We start from the raw sequence: 20,300 nt of genomic DNA, 5'->3' as shown, positions 1-20,300 counted from the left end.
ACACCGGTCAGGGCACCGCCACCCGCAGCGCGGAGATCCGGGTGGCGACCACGTTGATCGCACCGTGGTTGCGCTCCAACCGGCCGTGGATCAGCAGGCCGGCCCGGTCCAGGGCGGTGCGGCGATGGGCCTCCCAGACCGGGCGGTTGCAGACCACGTTGATCAGGCCGGTCTCGTCCTCCAGACTGAGGAAGAGCACCCCGCCTGCCGTGGGCGGCCGTTGGCGGTGCGTGACCAGGCCGCCCACGATGATCTCGCAGCCGTGCGCCAGGCCGGCCAGCTCTCCGGCGGGCACGGCGCCGATGTGCCGCAGCGCGGGGCGGACATGCTCCACCGGATGCCCGTCGGCCGAGGCGCCGGTCGCCCACAGATCGGCGATGGTCTCCTCCACCGGTGTCATCGGCGGCAGTTGCGGCGCCTCGGCCCCCGGGGCGGTGCCGGGCAGCGGATCGGCCTCGCCGCTGACCGCCACCGCGCCCGCCGCCCACAGCGCCTGACGCCGCGTCAGGCCGAAGCAGCGGAACGCCCCGGCGGTGGCCAGCGCCTCCAGCACCGCCACCGGCAGCCTGGTCCGCTGCGCGAAGTCCGCCAGATCCCGGTAGGGCCGGCCCGCCGCCACCGCCGCGGCCTGCTCCTCGCCGAGCCCGCGCACCGTGGCCAGCCCCAGCCGGATCGCCGGTGCGTCCCGCGGCCCCTCCAGAGTCGGCCCCGCCGCACTGGCGTTGACGTCCACCGGGTGCACCTTCACACCGTGCCGACGGGCGTCGGAGATCAGGCTCAGTGGGGAGTAGAAGCCCATCGGCTGGTTGGCCAGCAGCGCGCAGGTGAAGGCCGCGGGGTAGTGGTACTTCAACCAGGCGCTGGCATACACCAGATAGGCGAAGCTGATCGAATGGCTCTCCGGGAAACCGTAGTTGGAGAACGCCTCGATCTTGGTGAAGACGTCCTCGGCCACCTGCTGCGGGATGCCCCGCTCGGCCATGCCGTCCAGCAGCCGCTGCCGCAGCTCGGCCACCCGCTGGTGGGAGCGCTTGGCGCCCATCGCCTGGCGCAGCCGGTCCGCCTCGGCGCCGCTGAACCCCGCGCAGTCGATGGCCAGTTGCATCATCTGCTCCTGGAACAGCGGCACCCCGAGGGTCTTGTCCAGGGCGCGCTTCATCAGCGGGTGCGGGCAGTCGGCGCGCTCCTGGCCGGCCCGGCGCCGCAGATAGGGGTGCACCGAGCCGCCCTGGATCGGGCCCGGACGGATCAGCGCGACCTCCACCACCAGGTCGTAGAACCCGCGCGGCTTGAGCCGGGGCAGGGTGGACATCTGGGCCCGCGACTCCACCTGGAAGACCCCGACGGTGTCGGCCCGGCAGAGCATCTCGTAGACGTCCCCGTCGTCCGGCGGGATGCTCGCCAAGTCCCAGTGCTCGCCCTGGTGCCGGGCGACCAGATCGCAGGTGTCGTGGAGCGCGGAGAGCATGCCCAGGCCCAGCAGGTCGATCTTGATCAGCCCGGCCCCGGCCGTGGACTCCTTGTCCCACTGCAGCACCGAGCGGCCCGGCATCCGAGCCCACTCGGTCGGGCAGATCCGCCCGATCGGCTCCCGGGTCAGCACCATGCCGCCCGAGTGGATTCCCAAGTGCCGTGGCAGCCCATGCAGTTGGTGGCCCAGATCGAGCACGTCGGCCGGGATCACGGCGTCCTCGCGCGGCGCGGAGTAGAAGTCCACCTGTCGGGAGAAGGCGTTCACCTGGTCCATCGGGTAGCCGAGCACCCGGGCGGCGTCCCGCAGCGCGAGGCGGGGCGGTAGGTGATCACATTGGCCACCTGGGCGGCGTGCTCCCGTCCGTAGCGCTGGTAGACGTACTGGATCACCTCCTCGCGGCGCCGGTGCTCGATGTCCAGGTCGATGTCGGGCGGCCCGTCCCGCTCCATGCTGAGGAAGCGCTCGAACAGCAGCCCGTAATGGATCGGATCCACCGCGGTGATGCCCAGCGCGTAGCAGACCGCCGAGTTGGCGGCCGAGCCGCGCCCCTGGCACCAGATGTCCTCGGCCCTGCAGAACTCCACGATGTCGTGCACGATCAGGAAGTAGCCGGCCAGCTCCAACTCCCCGATCACGGCAAGCTCCTTGGCCACCTGGGCGTGGGCGTCGGCGTTGTCCGGGTCGCTCCTCGGGCCGAACCGCCGCTCGGCGCCGCGCAGCGTCAACTCGCGCAGATGGCTGAACTCGCTCTCGCCGGGCGGCACCGGGAACCCGGGCAACTGCGGGGCCAGCGCGGTGAATTCGAAGGCGCAGGCACGGCCCAGCTCCGCCGTGGCCTGCCGCACGCCCGGGAACCTGGCCAGCCGGCGCTCCATCTCGGCCGCCGACCGCAGATGCGCGGTGCCCGCCGCCCTGGTCCAGCCGGCCGCCTCCCGCACGGTCCGGCGGGCCCGCAGCGCGGCCAGCCCCTGGGCCAGCCGCCCCTCGGCCGGACTCGCGTGGTGCACGTTGTTAGAGGCCACCACGGCCAGCCCCATCCGGTCCGCCAGCCGGGCCAGCGCGTCATTGCGCGGATCGTCGCCCGGCAGCCGGTGGTCGATCAGCTCGACGAAGACGTTCTCCGGGCCGAACGCCTCGGCCAGTGACCGGAGTTCGCGTTCCGCCGCATTGGGGCCGCGCTCGGCCAGGGCCCGCTGCACCCGGCCGCTGCGGCAGCCGGTCAGCACCGCCCACTCGCCGCCGTGCGCCTCGGCCAGCTCGGCGAAGGAGTAGTCCGGGCGCCCCTTGTGCCCGCCGGCCAGTTGGGCGGCGGCAATGACGGCGGAGAGCCGGCGGTAGCCTTCGGGGGAGCGGGCCAGGACCAGCAGGTGCTCGTCGGGCAGGCCGCTGCCGTGGCTGTCGCGCAGGTTCAACTCGGCGCCGAAGACGGTGCGCAGGCCCGTCCCCTTGGCGGCCAGGCCGAGCCGGACCGCACCGTACAGGCCGTCGTGGTCGGTCACCGCCAGGGTCTCCACGCCCAGCCTGAGTGCCTCGGTGACCAGGTCCTCCGGCTCGCTGGCGCCGTCCAGGAAGCTGAAGGCCGAGTGCACATGCAGCTCGGCCCAGGGCAGGCCGGCGGGCGGCGCGGGCGGGGCTTCCACCGGTACGGGGGCGGGGAGGGCCGTGGGTTCGGGGCGGGGAGGGCCGTGGGTTCGGCGGTGGTCATCCGGCGCCGCAACTCGCTCCAGGGAGGCGGTGTTGACTGTCGAATCCCATCAGATGCTCTCCACGCTGCTTATGTATGAATGCTTACGGACAAGTGGTTACGTATAAGTGCCCTCCACTGCCCAGCCGCCGCCCGCCACCACGAGCAGCAGCGCCCGGCCGTCCGCCAAGGTGACCTGGAACCTGGCCCGCCGCCGGGACAGCTCCGGATCCCACCACTGCTCGACCGCGGGCCACGGACCGGCCCAGCCGGTGACCGCCAGCAGCCGGCCGTCCAGCAGCAGCCCGGCGGGCGGCGCCGACACCTCCGCCCGGCCGCTCACCCCGACCGGCTGCCCGGTGGCGTCCAACACGGCCACCGGCACAGGCACCGGCCAGACCACCCCGGGCGCGGGGTGCCCCAGCCGTCCGGGCCAGGGCGCGTCCCGATCGGCGGCCGGCTCCGGATGCTCCCCCCAGGGCACCCGCACCAGCACCTCGCCCGGGCCGCGCCCGCCGATCCGCTCGACCCGGCTCAGCCCGCCGTAACCCAGCAGCGCCTGCACCCGGGCGGCGGCCCGCTCCACCCGGTCGGCCACCACGGTCTGACCCCAGAGCGCGAGCTGCCTGCCGTGGTCGGGCACCAGCTCGTCCGGGACCAGCCGCAGCGCGGTGAAGCCCCCGGCCGTCGGCGCGAAGAACCCCGAGCCCTGCCAGGCCTGCAACTGCCAGCGCACCCGCTCGGCCAGTGCCGGCGCGGAGAGCCGGCCCTCGTGCTGCCAGAGCCGGGCGGCCGAGCTGCCGTCCGCGCACGACACTTCGACCGAGACCCGCCGACAGGCCAGCCCGGCCCCCGCGAGCCCGCTGTGCAACTGCTCGGCGAGGGTGCGGCCGACGAAGACCAGCGGCTCGGCCAGCAGCTCGGGCGGGTCGAAGCGGTGCTCCACGGCCAGCTCGACCCCGGCCCCCGGCGCAGCCGGTGGGCGGGCCTCCAGGCCGCGGGCCAGCCGGTGCGCCAACCGCCCGGCCGGGCCGAACCGGTCGGCCACCGTCCCGGCGGGCAGCCGGGCGAAGTCGCCCAGGGTGGGCAGGCCGAGCCGGACCAGCAGCTCCGCCAGCGCCGGGTCCTCCAACGCGCCGACCGGGTACGGGGCCAGGAACTCGGCCGTCCGCCCGGCCGGCACCAGCACCCCGGACCGCGCGGCCAGCACGCCCGCGAAGACGCCGTCGGCGACCCCGACCCGGGGGCCGGGCGGCAGCATGATGGGCCGCGCCGGGGGCTCGGCTTGCTCCGTCGGCAGGTTGGCGGCGCCGTCTGCGACCCCGACCCGGGGGCCGGGCGGCAGCATGATGGGCTCCTCCCGGGGCTCCGTCAGTGGGCCGCCCCAGTCGGTTTCGCGGTCCGCCTCGTCCCGGGTCCGCCGCTCGGCGGCCAACTCGGCCAGCGCCCGGCGCACCGAGCCGACCAGCGCCCGTTCCCCGCCGAAGTAGCGGGCCGGCCCCTTCACCGGCAGCACGCAGAGGCCGGGCCGCAGCACCTCCACTCGCGGGGTGAACTCGGTGAGCACAGCCACCACGGATTCGAACCGCCGGGTCTCGGCCTCCGGATCCCGCTCGCGCAACCGCAGCTCCGGGCAGAGCCGGTGGGCCAGCCGAAGCCGCTGCCCGCGCCGCACCCCGGCCCGCCGCGCCGCATCCGAACAGGCCAGCACCCGGCCGTCCTCGACCACCGCGACCAGCGCGTCCGGGCCGGCCAGTCCGCCGGTGGCGATGATCGGCCAGTCCGGGTACCAGACCGCCAGCACCCGCGCCGCGGCCGCACCCTTGTCACCGCCTGAGCCCTTGCCACCGCCTGAGCCCTTGCCGCTCGCGCCCGTTGCGCCGCCTGCACCGCCAACGCCCTCGCCGGCCGTCGCCTCACCACCGAGTGGGTCGCCGCCCGCACCGAATGGGTCGCAGCCCGCGCGTTCCTCGACCGCAGCCATCTCACACCGCCGTCAGCCGCCCCCGCCCCACCGCGTCGCCCGGCAGCCCTCGCTCGCCGAACCCCACCCCGACGGCGGCGGGCGCGAGTGCGCCGCCCCGTGCCTGCTCCACCCGGGTGCCCAGACCCGAGCCCGCGCCCACATGAGAGCCCACTCGGGTGTCCATGCGGGAGTCCACCTCGGCCTGCTCGGCCTCGGTCAGCCCCCGGACCACCCCGTGCTCGTCCGGCAGCCACGCCCACCCCGACCGCCCGCGTGCCGCCGCCCCGCGACCCTCGACGAGCACCTGCGCCTGCCGCCCCGACAGCAGCCCGTGCCCCGAGCCCAGCCCGAACCACCGGCTGGCCCGCACGCTGAGCCGCAGCTCCGCACCGGGCCACGGACCGGCCACCAGCAGCACGCAGCCGCTGCGCCGCAGCACCGCGCCGAGCCGGGCGGCCAGCTGCGGCGGCACCGCCCCGGTACTCGGCCGAAGCAGCAGCACCTCCACCGCGCCGGCCAGCGCCGCCACCACCTCGGGCCACTGCCGTCCCGGCTCGTCGACCAGCAGCAGCCGCCCGGGGTCGATCCCGTACCCGGTGGCGGCCAGCAGCCCCAGCTCGGGCAGTCCGACCGAGGCGCACCACGCATCGGCCCCGCCCGCATCGCCCGCACCGCCCGAGGCCAGCGCGAGCAGCAGCCCCGCGTCATCCGCCACCGAAACCGCCGCCCCGCGCCGCAGTCCCCGCCCGGGCAGCAGCCGCGCCAGCGCAGCCGGAACCGGCACCGGACCGTCCTCGGACGGCGCCGGCGTCGCCTGGGGGAGCAGGACAGGGGTAGCCACAGAGTCAGTATCGAACATCCGTTCGTTCAAAAGCCAGTCAGAATCGAATGGAAGAGCGAGTTTGTTTGACTACACCTAGTAACGGCTACGGCCCCTGCCCGGATGCCCGCGAAGTGACCCACAGCACCCCCGCGGCGGTGTCACATTCGCGGGCGGTGTCCTGTCCACCTGTCGGGTGCGGTCGTCGGGCCGCACCGCTACCGGCCAGGACGAGGGAGACGACGATGGAGACCTTGACCGTTCGACGCGTCATCGCAGCGCCGATCGCGGAGGTGTTCGACTGGTGCGCCGCGACCACGAACTACACCCGCTCCCCGCTCATCCTCAGGGCCCGACTGGCCCGAGCGGGCGCGGGTGCGCCGTACGGAGTGGGCGCGATCCGGCTGCACACGTGGGCGATCGGCTGGTTCCGTGAGCGGGTCACCAGCTACCACCCGCCGTACGACTTCGACTACACCGTCGAGCGCAGCTTCCCGCCGTCCCGGCACGAGCTCGGCCGGATGACCTTCACCGAGGTCGCCGGGGGCACCGAAGTCGCGTGGACGACCACCTTCCAGGTCCGCCTCCCCTTCGGTGCGGCCATCACCCGGGTGGTCGCCAAGCCCGTCATCGCCCACACCTTCGGCAAGATCCTCGACGCCGCCGACGTGGCACTCACGGTCGGCCCGCCCGTCGACCGTGAGTGACCGCCACCCCGGTGGCCTGTCGGCCGTGCCGGCTACCAGCCAGGGCGATCGGGAGCTGCCCTTCGAACTGCTGGCGGCCGTCGGCACGGCGGCGGCGCTTCCGCCGCACTGAGCTCACGCATGCCTCCAGGGCGCGTACATCGATGAACGCGCCGTCGGACTGCCCCACATTCACTCGCAGGGGCGAAAGTACGCCATTCGGGGCTTCACCAATTCGCTGACGGACGATGCTAGCAATCGAAATTCCTTCGGGCCCGAGCTGGGCGAACGCCTCCCGCTCGTGCTCGAACTGCACAACTTCCGCTGCGAGAACGGAAATCGCCTCATGGCCATCGCATTCCGCAAGACGCTCGCCATCGCCACGCTGGCGCTGTCGGCCTCCTTCCTGCCGGCCGGCACGGCCGGGGCCGCCGCCGCTCACACCACGCACGCCGCCCCGCGCACCGTGCGCACCCCGGGCGTCTACTGTCTCGCCAACACCTGGAAGACCCCGGACGTCTCCTCGAAGCCGTGCAACTCCGGTGACCCCGGCCAGCACTGGACCCTCGAAGGAGACCAGATCTCCCTCACCAACGACCGCGCCTACTGCCTGACCAACACCTGGGACAGCCCCGACGTGTCGTCGCGGCCGTGCAACGCCAGCAATCCGGGCCAGTACTGGACCTTCGACGGTGAGCAGATCTCGCTCACCTACGCCCCGGGCTACTGCCTCGCCAACACCTGGTACACCCCGAACATCTCCTCGAAGCCGTGCGACATCAACGACCCCGGCCAGCACTGGGTGATCTTCGGCGACCAGATCAGCCTGGCGCTCGCCTGACGTCGCCACCGCCGCGCCCACGCCCGCGCCCGGGACCGGTCATCCGGCCCCGGGCGCGGCCCGCATGTTTAGCAATTTAGCTATCGGGCTAAATACTGACCATGGCTCAGACAGACGACGAGGCGAGCGTCTTCCGCGCGCTCGCCGACCCGACCAGGCGTCAGATCCTGGAGGACCTCAGGGACGGGGAGTTGGCCGCCGGGCAGATCGCGGCCCGGTTCACCATCAGCGGGCCCTCCGTCTCCAGGCACCTCAAGGTGCTCAAGGAGGCCGGGCTGGTCACGGAGCGGCGGGACGCCAACCGGATCCTCTACGCGCTGCTCGAGGACCGGCTGGCGATCTGCGTGGGACGGTTCCTCAGCGCCGTCTGTCCGGAGCAGATCGTGCTGCGCCACACCAGGTGGCGCACCGCACCGGGCACCGCGGACCACGAGGAGGTCTGATGCTCCAGCCCACCATGGCCAGCACCGTCGAACGCCGGCTGCTGGTGAACTACCGCGTCGATCCGGACATCGCCGCACGTCTCCTGCCCGCCCCGCTGCGGCCCAAGCTGAGCCATGGGCAGGCCGTCGCCGGCATCTGCCTGATCCGGCTCGGCTCGGTCCGTCCGAGTTGGGCACCCTGGCGGTTCGGCGCCCGCAGCGAGAACGCCGCCCACCGGTTCGCCGTCGAGTGGGACGGCCCGACGGGCGTCGAGACGGGCGTCTACATACCGCGCCGCGACACCGATTCGCGCCTCAACGCCTGGGCAGGCGGCCGCCTCTTTCCCGGTCCACACGGCCGCGCCGACTTCCGCACCCGGGACACCGGCGACACGTTGAGCCTGTCCTTCACCACCCGTGACCACGCCCTGCGGGTATCGGTCACCGCCACCACCACCCCCGAGCTGACCGGCAGCCGCCTCTTCGACGACCTGGCCGAGGCAGCCGCCTTCTTCCGCGCCGGCAGCTGCGGCCTCTCCGAGCCCACCCGTCCCGGCCCCCGCCGCGCTGACCACCTGGACGCCGTCACCCTGCGCACGGATACCTGGGACATGACGCCCTGCCAGGTCACCGCCGCCGAGTCCTCCTACTTCGACGACCCGGCCCAATTCCCGCCCGGCAGCGCAGCGGTGGACTGCGCCCTACTGATGCGCGACCTACCGGCCCACTGGGAGCCGCAGGCGCCGTTCAGCACCGCGACGCGGGCCATCGATCGGTCGCCGGTCGGGTAGGCAGGTCGCGGCCCGGCGGTCGTACCGCTGCTCGCGGTACGACCGCCGGGCGCTGACGGCTCCGCAGACGGAGGGCGACCACGCCGTCCTGCGGCAGCCGATGGCCTGGCCGCCGCCCCGCGGCTGGTCTTGGTCAGGCCCCGACGTACGCCGCCAGGTGCTCGGCAGTGAGGGTGGAGCGGGCGGCGACCAGGGCGCTGGGGGTGCCCTCGAAGACGATCCGGCCGCCGTCGTGCCCGGCGCCGGGGCCGAGGTCGATGATCCAGTCGGCGTGCGCCATCACCGCCTGGTGGTGCTCGATCACGATCACCGACTTGCCGGAGTCGACCAACCGGTCCAGCAGGCCGAGCAGTTGCTCGACATCGGCGAGGTGCAGGCCGGTGGTCGGCTCGTCCAGCACATAGACGCCGCCCTTCTCCGCCATGTGGGTGGCCAGCTTGAGCCGCTGCCGCTCGCCGCCGGACAGCGTGGTGAGTGGCTGGCCGAGCGTCAGATAGCCGAGCCCCACATCGGCGAGCCGCTTGAGGATGGTGTGTGCGGCCGGCGTGCGCGCCTCGCCGGTGCCGAAGAACTCCTCGGCCTCGTCCACCGACATTGCCAGCACCTCGCTGATGTCGCGGCCGCCCAGGTGGTAGTCCAGCACCGAGGTGTCGAAGCGCTTGCCCTCGCACTCCTCACAGGTGGTGGCGACGCCGGCCATCATCGCCAGGTCGGTGTAGATGACCCCGGCGCCGTTGCAATTCGGGCAGGCTCCCTCGGAGTTGGCGCTGAACAGGGCCGGCTTCACGCCGTTGGCCTTCGCGAACGCCTTGCGGATCGGCTCCAGCAGCCCGGTGTAGGTCGCCGGGTTGCTGCGCCGGGAGCCGCGGATCGCCCCCTGGTCGATCGACACCACCCCGGAGTCGGTGGCCCCCGACCGTTGTGGCAGTGACCCGTGGATGAGCGAGCTCTTGCCCGATCCGGCCACGCCCGTGATGACCGTGAGCACCCCCAACGGGACGTCCACGTCGACGTCTTGCAGGTTGTTGGCGCTCGCACCGCGGATCTCCAGCGTGCCGCTGGGCTTGCGCACCGTCTCCTTGAGCGCCGCCCGGTCACCGAGGTGGCGGCCGGTGATGGTGTCGCTGCCGCGCAGGCCGTCGACCGTGCCCTCGAAGCAGACCGTGCCGCCGCCCGAGCCGGCGCCGGGGCCGAGGTCGACCACGTGGTCGGCGATCGCGATCACCTCCGGCTTGTGCTCCACGACCAGCACCGTGTTGCCCTTGTCCCGCAGCCGCAGCAGCAGATCGTTCATCCGCTGGATGTCATGTGGGTGCAGGCCCGTGGTGGGCTCGTCGAAGACATAGGTGGTGTCGGTGAGCGAGGAGCCGAGGTGGCGGATCATCTTGACGCGCTGCGCCTCACCGCCCGACAGCGTGCCCGACGACCGGTCCAGCGAGAGGTAGCCGAGGCCGATCTCCACGAACGAGTCGAGGGTGTGCTGAAGTGTCGTGAGCAGCGGGGCGACTGACGGTTCGTCAAGTCCGCGTACCCAAGCGGCCAGGTCGCTGATCTGCATCGCACACGCATCGGCGATGTTGACCTTGCCGATCCGCGACGACCGGGCCGCCTCGCTGAGCCGGGTGCCGTCGCAGTCGGGGCAGCTGGTGAAGGTGACCGCCCGGTCCACGAACGCCCGGATGTGCGGCTGCATCGACTCCTTGTCCTTGGCCAGCATGGACTTCTGGATGCGCGGGACCAGACCCTCGTAGGTCATGTTGATGCCCGCGATCTTCATCCGGACCGGCTCGTGGTGGAGGAAGTCGTGCAGCTCCTTCTTGGTGTACTTGCGGATCGGCTTCTCCGGGTCGATGAAACCCGACTCGCTGTACAGCCGGTAGTTCCAACCAGCCGTCGTGTACCCGGGAATGGTGAGCGCGCCCTCGGCGAGCGACTTGTCAGCGTCGTACAGCTGGGTCAGGTCGAGGTCGGAGACCGCGCCCCGGCCCTCGCAGCGCGGACACATGCCGCCCGTGATGCTGAAGCTGCGCCGCTCCTTCACGGTCTTGCCACCGCGCTCCACGGTGACCGCGCCCGCGCCGCTGATCGACGGGACGTTGAAGGAGAACGCCTTGGGCGAGCCGATGTGCGGCTTGCCGAGCCGGCTGAACAGGATCCGCAGCATGGCGTTGGCATCGGTGGCCGTGCCGACCGTGGAGCGCGGGTCGCCGCCCATCCGCTGCTGGTCGACGGTGATCGCCGTGGTCAGCCCCTCCAGGACGTCGACCTCGGGCCGCGCCAGCGTCGGCATGAAGCCCTGCACGAAGGCGCTGTAGGTCTCGTTGATCAGCCGCTGCGACTCCGCCGCGATGGTGTCGAACACCAGCGAGCTCTTGCCCGAGCCGGACACCCCCGTGAACACCGTCAGCCGGCGCTTGGGGATCTCGATGCTGACGTCCTTGAGGTTGTTCACGCGGGCACCGTGCACGCGGATCAGATCGTGGCTGTCGGCAGCGTGCCGCGCGGCGGGCGCCTGCTGCGGGGCCTTGCTCATCGGTTCTCCATCACGTGCATCGGTGCGGCGGGGGCCGACTTCGCGGCCCCCGCCGGTGCGGTCACTTGGTTGGTGCAGCCTATGAGGCGACTGTTGCAGCCTACGAGGCGGCGGGCTCAGCGCACCTCGTTGAAGCGGACCAGGTTGCCCGCCGGGTCCCGGAACGCGCAGTCCCGGACGCCGTAGGGCTGGTCGGTCGGCTCCTGCGCGACCTCGGCGCCGTTGGCCTTCACCTTGGCGAAGACGCCGTCGAGGTCGGCGGTGGCGAGGGTGAGGCGGGCGTAGGTGCCCTTGGCCATCATCTCGGCGACGATGCGGTGCTCCTCCTCGGTGTAGCCCGGTCCGGCGAGCGGCGGCTCCAGCACGACGGAGGTGCCGGGCTGGTTGGCCGGGCCGACCGTGATCCAGCGCATGGTGCCGTTGCCGACGTCGTTGCGGACCTCGAAGCCGAGCATGTCGCGGTAGAAGGCGAGCGAGGCCTCGGGGTCGGTGTGGGGGAGGAAGGTCCAGTGAATGGTGATGTCGTTCATGGAATTCAGGCTAGGCGGGGGCCCGGGGCCTGGGCTTCTCCAAAACTGATCGGTCTGGGGTGCCGCTCCCTGGCTACTACGCGGCGGGTGCGCGCCGTGCGGTGAGCACGGGCTGGTAGTACCCGCTGGCGGGCGGGGTGTGCCAGCTGATGTCGGTGAAGCCGGCCCCGGCCACGAACTCGGCCAGCTGGGAGCTGGTCAGCGCCCAGTAGGTGGTCCGGCGGACCCGGACGTCCCAGGTGCTCGCGGCGGGGGTGAGTTGGAAGTGCTCCAGGTCGTAGCGCTCGCCGTCGTCGTGCCAGTGCCACAGCTGGAAGCTGATCACCTCGCCGTCGGGTGTCCGTGAAACCTGGGGAGGCGTCGACGTGGGTCTGCTCTGCCGCGCCTCGTCGTAGGACCGGACGGTGAGCAGCAGCAGCCCGTCGTCGCGAAGCACCCGCCGCATGCCGAGGAGCGCGGCTTGGACGCCCTGCGGAGAGAGCAGGTGCGGCAGCGAGTTGTCAGCGCAGATGACGGCGTCGAAAATGCTTGAAGCGAAGGGCAGTTGCCGCATGTCTGCGGCCACCACCGGCATCCGGACACCCCGGCATGTGGCCTCGGCAGCCGCGCGGGTGGCTGCGACGGGGCTCAAGTCGCTTGCGAGAACGTCGTGTTCAGCGAGCGCCAGCCCGATCGCCTGGGTGCCGATCCCGCACGAGCAGTCCAGGATCCGGTGCGGCCCCGCGCCCAGGTGCCGGCGGAGCAGCCCGTCCAGCGCCTTGGCCTGGCGCGCCATGCTCGCGTCCCAGTCGGGGAAGATGCGGTGGTAGTCGGGGGCCAACTCGTCGTAGAAGTCCCGCACGGACATGGAGAAGTCGGGCATGCGCACGCTCAGTTCCGGCTCGCCGTGGCGGGGCCGAGCTTTTGGACGACCTCTCGCATCTCCTTCTCGTCGGCCTCGTAAACCGTCTCGCCCATCCGCGGATCGCGAGGGTGGAGCGTGTGGATGAGTGGCCCGTGGGGCGTTCCGAGGTGGACGAGGGAGGCCGACGGGCCGTGGACGGCGCGCTCGGTGCCGGGTCGGGCGGTCAGGTCGATACGACTGACGACGCCGGGTGTCACCCATACGGTCGCCTGTTCCAAGCGCGCCAGGATCTGCAGGTGGAAGTGGCCGCAGAGAATGAGTTGGACATCGGTCCCGCGGATCACCTCGGCCAGCTCTGCGCCGTTCTGCAGGCCCAACGCCCGCTGAACGTCGACATCCAGGGCGACCGGCGGGTGATGGAAGGCCAGGACGGTGCCCAACGGCGCTGGGGTGCTCAGTAGTTCGCGCAGCCAGTCGAGTTGGCCGCTGTCCAGGTGACCATAGCCCTTGCCCGGGACGAGCGTGTCGAGAGTGACAAGTCGCCATCCGTCGACGGTGCTTGCCGCCGCCCGCTCACCCGCCGCTCCCTCGTACACCGCCTCGGGCCGGACATGGCCGTTGCCGAGCACGTCGGCGAATGCGGCGCGGTCGTCGTGGTTGCCGGTCGTGTAGAAGACGTCCGCCCCTCGTCGGCCGGCGTAGTCCGACAGGAGTCCGCGCGCCCGCGCGTATGCCTCCTGGGAACCGTCGTCCGCGACGTCGCCGGTGACCACCACCGCGTCGAGGTCGTGCAGATGGCCCAGTTCGGCCAGCAGGCGGCGGAGCGCCGCAGTGCCGTCGGCCCCGTCGGCGTCGGGGCCACCGGACCGGTCGAGATGGGTGTCAGAGAGATGCAAGAGCCGCATCGTCTGAAGTTAGCCTGCGGTAGCCGTGCGGAGCCATAGCCTTTCGCGCCACGTGATCGGAGGAGAGGCGGTTTCGGGGACCAGGTCGAGGAGTGCGTCTGCGGGGCGGCCGTGATTTCCGTCGCCGGCATGGACGTTGACGTTGCGGTTGCCGGCGCGGCCCAGTGCGGCGCGGGCCTCGGCGACTACCTGCAGCGACTGCTCAACTGTGGTCATCCGGGCGCCGGTGATGTGCGTGATCAGCCAAGTGACGGAACGTCAACCGTTCGCCCGCTCCGCCGCGCTGCGTTCCACGCAGAACTCGTTGCCCTCGGGATCGTGCAGCGTCACCCAGCCGGTTCCATCAGGCCTTCGATGGTCGCTCCGGAGCGTGGCGCCGAACGACAGCAGGCGCTCGACCTCCTCGTCCCGAGTGCGGTCCTGGGGCTGGAGGTCCAGGTGCACACGGTTCTTGACCGTCTTGCGGTCATCGACCGTGACGAACAGCAGGGTGGCTCCTGCGGCCGTGACCACGGCTTCCGGATCCCCCGGCAGGTCGTCATCGGCGAGTGAGCCGTCCAGGGCCTGGGCCCAGAAGCCCGCAAGAGCATAGGGATCGCTGGAGTCGATGGTGATATGGCGGATCAAGGAACTCATGCCCGCAATCCGATCACGAACGCCTGCTGCCGTCCATAGTCGGTCAGTCGGCCGGCCAGCCCCTGTCGACCACCGCACCACCGCACCCATCGCTCAGGGATCTACCCGTGCGCGAGGGGTCCGCGAGGGCCGACAACGAACCGCCGGGCGCCGGTGGTCCAGGCAGCCGGTGGTCCAGGCAACTGCCGGCAGGAGGGCTTCGGGACGGCTGGCGTTATGGGGGATGGACGTCCAGTAGATTGACAGTCTATCGAATTTGAGAGTTACTGTCAGAAGACAGTTGCTCTCAAAGGAGGCTGCCATGAGCATGGACCGGTCCACGAGCGCCACCGCACCAGCCGATCCCGTCCCACCCGCCGAGCCGGCGCGGGGCGGAAACCGCCGCTGGTGGGCGCTGGCCGCCGTCTGCCTGAGCGTGCTGGTGATCGGCTTCGACGGCACGATCCTCAACGTCGCCCTGCCCGACATGGCGGTCCAGCTCCGCGCCTCCACCGGGCAGCTGCAGTGGATCGTGGACGCGTACCTGGTGGTCTTCGCCGCCGCGATGCTCCCGGCCGGTCTGCTCGGCGACCGGTTCGGGCGGCGGAAGTTACTGATCGGGGGCCTGATGCTGTTCGGGGCGGCCTCGCTGGTCGGCACGCTGGCGGATTCGGCGGAGACCCTGATCGCCGTGCGCGCCGTGATGGGCCTCGGCGGCGCGTTCATCATGCCGCTCGGCATCGCGATCCTGCCGGGCCTGTTCAGCCCCGCCGAGCGACCGCGCGCCGTCGCGGTGATGACGGCGGGCATGGCGGTCGGCATGCCGCTCGGCCCGATGCTGGGCGGGCTGCTGCTCAACCACTTCTGGTGGGGCTCGATCTTTCTGATCAACGTCCCGCTGATCGTGATCGGCATCGTCGCCTGCCTCTGGCTGGTGCCGGAGTCCGTGGACCCGGCGGTGCCACGGGTGGACCCGCTCAGCGCCACGGTCGGGGTGCTCGGGCTGGCCGCGCTGACCTTCGGCTTCATCCAGGGGCCGGCCGACGGCTGGGGGTCGGGCAAGGTGGTGGCCGCGCTGGTGGCGGCCGTCCTGCTGCTCGGTGGCCTGGTCTGGCGCGAGCGCACCCAGCCGCACCCGATGGTCGACTTCACCCTGCTCGCCAACCGCGTCTACCGGTGGAGCACGGCAGCCTCGGTACTGGTCTCTTTCGTGCTGGTGGGTGGGCTCTTCGTGCTGCCGCAGTACCTGCAGGCGGTGCTCGGGTACGACGCGCTCGGCACCGGGCTCCGGCTGATGCCACTGATGGTCGGCCTGCTGATCGCGGCGCGGGCGGCCGAGCGGCTGGTCGCCAAGCTGTCGGCCCGCTGGGTGGTCGCCGCGGGCATGCTGGTGGTCGCCGCCTCGATGCTGCTCGGCGCCACGACCGCGACGGGCGACGGCTACGGCCGCACCGCGCTCTGGCTCTCGCTGCTCGGGGTCGGCATGGGGTTCACCATGGTCCCAGCCATGGGCGCGGCGATGGCGGCGTTGCCGGAGGAGCGGGCCGGCGTCGGCTCCGGTCTGCTGCAGACGCTGCGCCAGTCCGCCAGCGCGATCGGCGTCGCACTGCTCGGCAGCCTGCTGGCGAGCGGGTACACCGCACGGCTGCGCACCGGGACGGTCCCGGCCGTCCTCGCCCACACCGCTCGCGGCTCGGTCTCGGCGGCCCAGGCGGTCGCCGACGAGCTGCACGACCAGGCGCTGGCCGCCTCCGCGCATGGCGCGTTCATCCACGGCATGAACTTGGTGCTGCTGGCCTGCGGGATCGGTTCGGCGCTCTCGGCGGCGTTGATCGCCTGGCGGATGCCGGGCCGGACAGGGGGTGAGGGAGAATCCAAGGCATGACCCCCGGCCTGTCTGACACCCGAACCGCCGCCGGCTCCGAGCTGGAGGAGCTCCTCGCGGCCCCACTCGGCCTGCGCGAGCGCAAGAAGCTGAAGACCCGCCGGGCGATCCGCTCGGCGGCCTTCGACCTCTTTGCCGAGCAGGGCTACGAGGCCACCACGGTCGACCAGATCGCGGCCCTGGCGGAGGTCTCGCCCAGCACCTTCTTCCGCTACTTCCCGACCAAGGAGGACGTGGTCATCAGCGATGACTACGACCCGCTGATGGAGAACGGGTTCCGGTCCCGCCCGGCGGACGAGCCGCTGATGGAGTCGCTCCGCCAGGCGATGATCGGGCCGCTGCGGCAGGTCCTCGCGGCCGAACGTGACGAGGTGCTGCTGCGGATGCAGCTCTTCCGGGAGGTACCGGCGATCCGGGCCCGCTCGATGGTGGAGCAGCAGCACACCGGTGAGCGGCTGTCCGCGCTGATCGCCGAGCGGACCGGGCAGTCGGCCGAGGCGCTGGAGGTGCGGGCGCTGGTGGCGGCGCTGCTGGCGGCGTCCACCGAGGCGGTCATGTACTGGGCGGAGCACGACGGGAAGCCCGACCTGGCCGACCTGGTGAACACGGCGATCTCCGCGCTGGACCCCGCCCGCAGGTAGCCGAGGCCGTACTTGCGGTGCGGGTGGTGGCGGGTGCGTCAGACGCTCAGCGCCCGCGCCTCGGCGGTGAACGGGCCTGCGGGCCACCAGCGTTCGGGTTTCGACCCGGGCAGCGGGATGGTGGCGTATGTCGTGGCTGAGGCCGTGGCCGATGGTGTGCTTTGAGTCGTCGCCCCAGCAGCCTGACGGGCAGGTGGACATCACGGACGAGCGGCTACCAGCAGGTCAACGACGTAGATCTCTTCCACTACCTCAGCGGGGAAAGCCTCCTTCAGGAGCTTGCGCTCCTCGGCAAGGAAGGCCCGGTTTGCGGCCTGGCCGAGGACAAGGAACGCCGAGCGACTGGTGATATTGGCGAGGTGTGTGTCGAGAGAGACCTTGCGCTGCCAGCGGATCTGTCGGCGCGTGACCCGCAAGCCGCTCAGCCCCGCAAGCCGGATGGCCTCGCTGTCATCGGGACGCACCGCAGAACGCACGGGAACCCCGCAGTGGTGCGCGATGCGCTCGTGCTGGGCACGGATCCACGGCACGTCGAAGGCGGTGGTGTTCCACCAGATTGCCAGCGCGCCACCCGAGCACAGAACGCGCAGCGCCTCAGGGACCGAACGGCTGGTATCGGTCCACTGCCATGACTGCGCGTACGTGATGAGGTCGCGCGAGGAATCGGCAAGCGGCAGGGCGTTACCGTCACCCCGGACGACCGGCACATCCGGGAGCACTCGATGAAACTCGACCGCCATCGCGTCACCGGGCTCGACGGCGATCACGTCAGCACCCCGCTCACGCAGGAGCCTGGTCGCAATTCCAGTGCCCGCACCGATGTCCGCGACGCGGACACCCACCAGCGAACGGCTCATGAACTCCTCGACGGCATCGAAAAGCGCGGGCGGATACGACGGGCGGCTCGCCTCGTACTGGACGGCCGCCGAGTTGAATGAAAGAGCACGGGAGCTGGCAGTCATCTCCTCATCATGGTTCACAGACCAGGCGTTGGGCACCGAGTAATCATCCCGGTGATCGTTTCCGGTCACAGCACAGGTCAGAGCACCTAGAGTTGCGAAGCCCCTCCGTCGACAGGGAACTCCGCTCCCGTCGAGAAGGTCGCACCGAACGCCAAGTACGCCACCGCGGCGGCCACTTCCTCGGACGCCCCCAGCCGCTGCATCGGGTTCGTGCTCCGGTAGGTGTCCTTCATCATCTCGAGGACGTCGGCAGGCAAGGAGCGGTCCAGGATGCCAGTGTCGATCGGCCCGGGGCTCACGGCATTGACGCGCACCTTGCGCGGCAGCAGCTCGCGGGCCAGGGTGCGCGTCATCGACCGCAGGGCTGCCTTGCTCGCCGAGTAGACACTGAGCGCGTCCAGGCCCAGGACGTTCACCACCGACGTGGTGAGGACCACGCCGCTTCCCTCGCGCAACAGCGGCGCCAACGCCTGCACCGTGAAGTACGGGCCCTTGGTGTTGACGCCGAACAGCGCGTCGTACATCTCCTCCGTCGTCGAGTCGAACGGCGCGGACGCAGTGACGCCGGCGTTGACGAACAGCGCGTCCACCACGCCGAACCGCTCCTGGACCGTGCCGGCCAGCGCCTTGATGTCCTTCAGGGACGCGGCATCGCTGCAGACGGCGATCGCCTTGTCCCCCAACTGCTCCAGCGCGGCGTCCAGGGTGGATCGGGTACGGCCGGTGATCAGTACGTGCGCCCCGCCGTCCGCGAACAACCGGGCCGTAGCCAGGCCGATACCGCTGCTCCCGCCCGTGATCACGATCTTCTTGCCGTCATAAGTGGTCATGCCCTCAAGCCAAATGCCCACCCGCACACCCTGTCCAAGACCTGTTCCGCATGCCGTCATGTCCCAGGCGCATGACGGCGCGCGACGTACCCTGGGCGAATGGACCTAGACCTGCGACTCGTGCGCTACTTCACGGTCGTGGCGGAGTACGGCAACTTCGGCCGGGCCGCCACCAGGCTCCACCTGGCGCAGCCGTCGCTGAGCCGTCAGATCCAGCGCCTGGAGGCTCAGCTCGGGGTCCGGCTGTTCGACCGCTCGCCGCAAGGCAGCAGCCTCACCGACGCCGGGCAGGCCTTCCTTTCCGGGGCCCGGATACTGCTCCAAGAGGCCGAGCAAGCCGCTCACACGGCCAGAGCCGCCGTCCAGCCCCCTACCATCACCATCGGCTGCGCCGAAGGACTGGTCATCACCGCCTGTGTGCAGGAACTGCGCCGCCGGCACCCTGACGGCCAGGTCCGCACCAGGCACCTCGACTGGCGGGACACCCAGGCCCTCGCCGAGGGGCGGGTCGACGCCCTCGTCGCGTACAGGCCCCTGCCCTTGCCCACGGACGGCTTGCGGGTGACCAAACTCCGTGAGGAGTCGCGGGTACTGGTCACGTCGGCAAGTCATCATCTGGCGAACGAGAAGACCGTCAGCCTGCGGGCTCTGTCGGACGAGGAACTGGTCGCCTGCGTCAGCACTCCGGTCCTCTGGAGCACGCCCAAGCCCGTCGGCAACCACCCGGCACCACCCCCGCCGGCGATCGACGACGCTTACGAGGACAAGCTGGAACTCATCGCCACCGGCGACTGTGTCGCGATCTTCCCTGCCGGAGATCGACGGGCTGCTGTGCGCGAGGACATCGCCCTGGTGCCCGTCATCGACATCGATCCCTGCGAGGTCGTGCTCGTCACGCGCGCTGACGACCCCAACCCGCTGCTCGGATCGCTGGAAGACGTCGCACGTACATTGCTCGGCACAGCCTCCCGACGGGAGAACGACGAACTGCCGGTCAACTGAACCCATTTGCCTCTGCGAGGTGTTCCAGATGGCTGCCCGGCGGATCCACGACGAACTCCTCGCCCACCGCACCCAGTAGCGCCTCACTCTGCTGGTCAACCCGCTCGCCGGAGACGGCAAGGTCCAAGCGCTGTACGGGTCATGGGGCTAGGTGGCCATCAATGCGCAGCGGCCGGCGCCCGAGTCCCCACGCCTCGTCGCGATGATGCGGGCCGAGGGCTGAGCGGATGACCTCAGCGACACACCCGACCCGCGTACCTGCGCTGCTCACCCTCCGGCGTCTCAACCACCAGAGCTCGCGGCTCCGTCCAGAAGCGGCAGCCGGCGCCGATGAACACGGGCTGTTCCAGGTGGAACCAGCCGAGTCGGTCAACCAGCAACGACCGTGGTGCGGTTGGGCGTGATCCGTTGAACTCCATGCGCCCATTGTGGCGGAGCCGCCCGCTTTTTCGGTTGAGAGCGCCGGGTCGGCCCGTGATACTCCGCAGATGACCAGCAGCGCACAGCATGAGATCACCGGCCAGGGCTGGGACGGACCTTGGTACCGCATCAGGACGGACCGTTTCGAGGTGGGCTTCCTGCCCAGTGCGGGGGAGGAGCTGGCCGGAGTCTGCAACGTCGATGCCGAGGTTCGGCTGGCGGACGGCTCGCGTTGGAGTGCGACGATCTTCACTCTCGCGGAGGTCGAGCGCCTGATGGGGGTGTGGGCTCGTACCGGTGAGGCGATGGGCGGCCGGTACTTCCACTGCTCCGATGGCCTGATCGTCAGGGATTCCGGCGTTGACAACATGGCCGAGGTGATCGCCGGTCTGCTCGACTCCGGCGACTTCGAACACATTCTCCAGCGGCTCGACGACGAGTGACCGCAC

General features: G+C 71.2%; 19 protein-coding genes and 1 pseudogene. 8 read left to right on the top strand and 12 right to left on the bottom strand.

The window, feature by feature from the left end:
• Positions 1-7 precede the first annotated feature (7 nt).
• The 4 genes and pseudogenes from E6W39_RS41110 to E6W39_RS08250 all read right to left on the bottom strand — a co-directional run bounded on the left by E6W39_RS41110 (position 8) and on the right by E6W39_RS08250 (position 5,965).
• The gene (locus tag E6W39_RS41110) at positions 8-799 is read right to left on the bottom strand and encodes a helix-hairpin-helix domain-containing protein (RefSeq protein ID WP_228718626.1); all 792 of its coding nucleotides are present in this window, start codon (positions 797-799) and stop codon (positions 8-10) included.
• Between the two features lie 228 nt (positions 800-1,027).
• A pseudogene (locus E6W39_RS08260) lies at positions 1,028-3,063 on the bottom strand (error-prone DNA polymerase); the annotation flags it as partial.
• Positions 3,064-3,276: 213 nt separating this feature from the next.
• Complete coding sequence (locus E6W39_RS08255) at positions 3,277-5,142, bottom strand: DNA polymerase Y family protein (protein ID WP_141632969.1); 1,866 nt, start codon at positions 5,140-5,142, stop codon at positions 3,277-3,279.
• Position 5,143: 1 nt separating this feature from the next.
• Positions 5,144-5,965 carry a hypothetical protein gene (locus E6W39_RS08250; RefSeq protein ID WP_141632968.1) on the bottom strand — a complete coding sequence of 274 codons (822 nt, stop codon included), beginning with the start codon at positions 5,963-5,965 and terminating at the stop codon, positions 5,144-5,146.
• A 224-nt stretch (positions 5,966-6,189) separates the two neighbouring features.
• On the opposite strand from E6W39_RS08250, the gene E6W39_RS08245 reads away from it, so the two are divergent.
• The 4 genes from E6W39_RS08245 to E6W39_RS08230 all read left to right on the top strand — a co-directional run bounded on the left by E6W39_RS08245 (position 6,190) and on the right by E6W39_RS08230 (position 8,684).
• Positions 6,190-6,651: an SRPBCC family protein gene (locus tag E6W39_RS08245; protein WP_141632967.1), complete on the top strand. Its 462-nt coding sequence runs from the start codon at positions 6,190-6,192 to the stop codon at positions 6,649-6,651.
• Positions 6,652-6,976: 325 nt separating this feature from the next.
• Positions 6,977-7,471, top strand: coding sequence for a ricin-type beta-trefoil lectin domain protein (locus E6W39_RS08240; RefSeq protein ID WP_141632966.1), 495 nt, complete (start codon positions 6,977-6,979; stop codon positions 7,469-7,471).
• A 101-nt stretch (positions 7,472-7,572) separates the two neighbouring features.
• Positions 7,573-7,914: a metalloregulator ArsR/SmtB family transcription factor gene (locus tag E6W39_RS08235; protein ID WP_141632965.1), complete on the top strand. Its 342-nt coding sequence runs from the start codon at positions 7,573-7,575 to the stop codon at positions 7,912-7,914.
• Positions 7,914-8,684: a DUF2071 domain-containing protein gene (locus E6W39_RS08230; RefSeq protein ID WP_141632964.1), complete on the top strand. Its 771-nt coding sequence runs from the start codon at positions 7,914-7,916 to the stop codon at positions 8,682-8,684. Before E6W39_RS08235 ends, E6W39_RS08230 begins: the two co-directional genes overlap by 1 nt.
• 133 nt (positions 8,685-8,817) lie before the next feature.
• On the opposite strand, the gene E6W39_RS08225 is transcribed toward E6W39_RS08230, so the two are convergent.
• From E6W39_RS08225 to E6W39_RS08200, 6 genes are all read right to left on the bottom strand, one after another.
• Positions 8,818-11,217, bottom strand: coding sequence for an ATP-binding cassette domain-containing protein (locus E6W39_RS08225; protein ID WP_141632963.1), 2,400 nt, complete (start codon positions 11,215-11,217; stop codon positions 8,818-8,820).
• 116 nt (positions 11,218-11,333) lie between these two features.
• Entirely contained in the window at positions 11,334-11,747 is a 414-nt protein-coding gene (locus E6W39_RS08220; RefSeq protein ID WP_101383598.1) for a VOC family protein, read from the bottom strand.
• 76 nt (positions 11,748-11,823) lie between these two features.
• Positions 11,824-12,609 (bottom strand): class I SAM-dependent methyltransferase, encoded by a 786-nt coding sequence (locus tag E6W39_RS08215; protein WP_141632962.1) that lies wholly within the window; start codon positions 12,607-12,609, stop codon positions 11,824-11,826.
• 8 nt (positions 12,610-12,617) lie between these two features.
• Positions 12,618-13,496: a metallophosphoesterase gene (locus E6W39_RS08210; RefSeq protein ID WP_141632961.1), complete on the bottom strand. Its 879-nt coding sequence runs from the start codon at positions 13,494-13,496 to the stop codon at positions 12,618-12,620.
• Positions 13,497-13,505: 9 nt separating this feature from the next.
• Complete coding sequence (locus tag E6W39_RS43995) at positions 13,506-13,712, bottom strand: class I SAM-dependent methyltransferase (protein ID WP_141632960.1); 207 nt, start codon at positions 13,710-13,712, stop codon at positions 13,506-13,508.
• A 42-nt stretch (positions 13,713-13,754) separates the two neighbouring features.
• Positions 13,755-14,132, bottom strand: coding sequence for a VOC family protein (locus tag E6W39_RS08200; protein WP_141632959.1), 378 nt, complete (start codon positions 14,130-14,132; stop codon positions 13,755-13,757).
• Between the two features lie 301 nt (positions 14,133-14,433).
• Between E6W39_RS08200 and E6W39_RS08195 the strand changes: the two genes are divergently transcribed.
• Entirely contained in the window at positions 14,434-15,996 is a 1,563-nt protein-coding gene (locus tag E6W39_RS08195) for an MFS transporter (protein ID WP_228718025.1), read from the top strand.
• Positions 15,993-16,637, top strand: a complete 645-nt coding sequence (locus E6W39_RS08190) for an acyl-CoA-like ligand-binding transcription factor (protein ID WP_141632958.1) — start codon at positions 15,993-15,995, stop codon at positions 16,635-16,637. The genes E6W39_RS08195 and E6W39_RS08190 overlap by 4 nt, the downstream gene beginning before the upstream one ends.
• A 200-nt stretch (positions 16,638-16,837) precedes the next feature.
• Here the strand turns inward: E6W39_RS08190 and E6W39_RS08185 are convergent, their stop codons facing one another.
• Both E6W39_RS08185 and E6W39_RS08180 read right to left on the bottom strand, forming a co-directional pair.
• Positions 16,838-17,599: a class I SAM-dependent methyltransferase gene (locus E6W39_RS08185; protein WP_141632957.1), complete on the bottom strand. Its 762-nt coding sequence runs from the start codon at positions 17,597-17,599 to the stop codon at positions 16,838-16,840.
• An 86-nt stretch (positions 17,600-17,685) separates the two neighbouring features.
• Positions 17,686-18,429: an SDR family oxidoreductase gene (locus E6W39_RS08180; protein ID WP_141632956.1), complete on the bottom strand. Its 744-nt coding sequence runs from the start codon at positions 18,427-18,429 to the stop codon at positions 17,686-17,688.
• 99 nt (positions 18,430-18,528) lie between these two features.
• On the opposite strand from E6W39_RS08180, the gene E6W39_RS08175 reads away from it, so the two are divergent.
• Positions 18,529-19,431: a LysR family transcriptional regulator gene (locus tag E6W39_RS08175; RefSeq protein WP_141632955.1), complete on the top strand. Its 903-nt coding sequence runs from the start codon at positions 18,529-18,531 to the stop codon at positions 19,429-19,431.
• 488 nt (positions 19,432-19,919) lie between these two features.
• Positions 19,920-20,294 (top strand): hypothetical protein, encoded by a 375-nt coding sequence (locus tag E6W39_RS08170; protein WP_141632954.1) that lies wholly within the window; start codon positions 19,920-19,922, stop codon positions 20,292-20,294.
• Positions 20,295-20,300 lie beyond the last annotated feature (6 nt).

Origin of the sequence: Kitasatospora acidiphila (assembly GCF_006636205.1) — a bacterium.
Lineage (GTDB): Bacteria > Actinomycetota > Actinomycetes > Streptomycetales > Streptomycetaceae > Kitasatospora > Kitasatospora acidiphila.
Note: the sequence above shows the minus strand (reverse complement) of the source record. Positions and strands in the feature narration are given on the sequence as shown.

Coding starts and splice junctions, on each gene's coding strand:
- E6W39_RS41110 (WP_228718626.1), bottom strand. CDS start 799: ATGGGCTTCTACTCCCCACTGAGCCTGATCTCCGACGCCCGTCGGCAC.
- E6W39_RS08255 (WP_141632969.1), bottom strand. CDS start 5,142: ATGGCTGCGGTCGAGGAACGCGCGGGCTGCGACCCATTCGGTGCGGGC.
- E6W39_RS08245 (WP_141632967.1), top strand. CDS start 6,190: ATGGAGACCTTGACCGTTCGACGCGTCATCGCAGCGCCGATCGCGGAG.
- E6W39_RS08240 (WP_141632966.1), top strand. CDS start 6,977: ATGGCCATCGCATTCCGCAAGACGCTCGCCATCGCCACGCTGGCGCTG.
- E6W39_RS08235 (WP_141632965.1), top strand. CDS start 7,573: ATGGCTCAGACAGACGACGAGGCGAGCGTCTTCCGCGCGCTCGCCGAC.
- E6W39_RS08230 (WP_141632964.1), top strand. CDS start 7,914: ATGCTCCAGCCCACCATGGCCAGCACCGTCGAACGCCGGCTGCTGGTG.
- E6W39_RS08225 (WP_141632963.1), bottom strand. CDS start 11,217: ATGAGCAAGGCCCCGCAGCAGGCGCCCGCCGCGCGGCACGCTGCCGAC.
- E6W39_RS08220 (WP_101383598.1), bottom strand. CDS start 11,747: ATGAACGACATCACCATTCACTGGACCTTCCTCCCCCACACCGACCCC.
- E6W39_RS08215 (WP_141632962.1), bottom strand. CDS start 12,609: ATGCCCGACTTCTCCATGTCCGTGCGGGACTTCTACGACGAGTTGGCC.
- E6W39_RS08210 (WP_141632961.1), bottom strand. CDS start 13,496: ATGCGGCTCTTGCATCTCTCTGACACCCATCTCGACCGGTCCGGTGGC.
- E6W39_RS43995 (WP_141632960.1), bottom strand. CDS start 13,712: ATGACCACAGTTGAGCAGTCGCTGCAGGTAGTCGCCGAGGCCCGCGCC.
- E6W39_RS08200 (WP_141632959.1), bottom strand. CDS start 14,132: ATGAGTTCCTTGATCCGCCATATCACCATCGACTCCAGCGATCCCTAT.
- E6W39_RS08195 (WP_228718025.1), top strand. CDS start 14,434: ATGAGCATGGACCGGTCCACGAGCGCCACCGCACCAGCCGATCCCGTC.
- E6W39_RS08190 (WP_141632958.1), top strand. CDS start 15,993: ATGACCCCCGGCCTGTCTGACACCCGAACCGCCGCCGGCTCCGAGCTG.
- E6W39_RS08185 (WP_141632957.1), bottom strand. CDS start 17,599: ATGACTGCCAGCTCCCGTGCTCTTTCATTCAACTCGGCGGCCGTCCAG.
- E6W39_RS08180 (WP_141632956.1), bottom strand. CDS start 18,429: ATGACCACTTATGACGGCAAGAAGATCGTGATCACGGGCGGGAGCAGC.
- E6W39_RS08175 (WP_141632955.1), top strand. CDS start 18,529: ATGGACCTAGACCTGCGACTCGTGCGCTACTTCACGGTCGTGGCGGAG.
- E6W39_RS08170 (WP_141632954.1), top strand. CDS start 19,920: ATGACCAGCAGCGCACAGCATGAGATCACCGGCCAGGGCTGGGACGGA.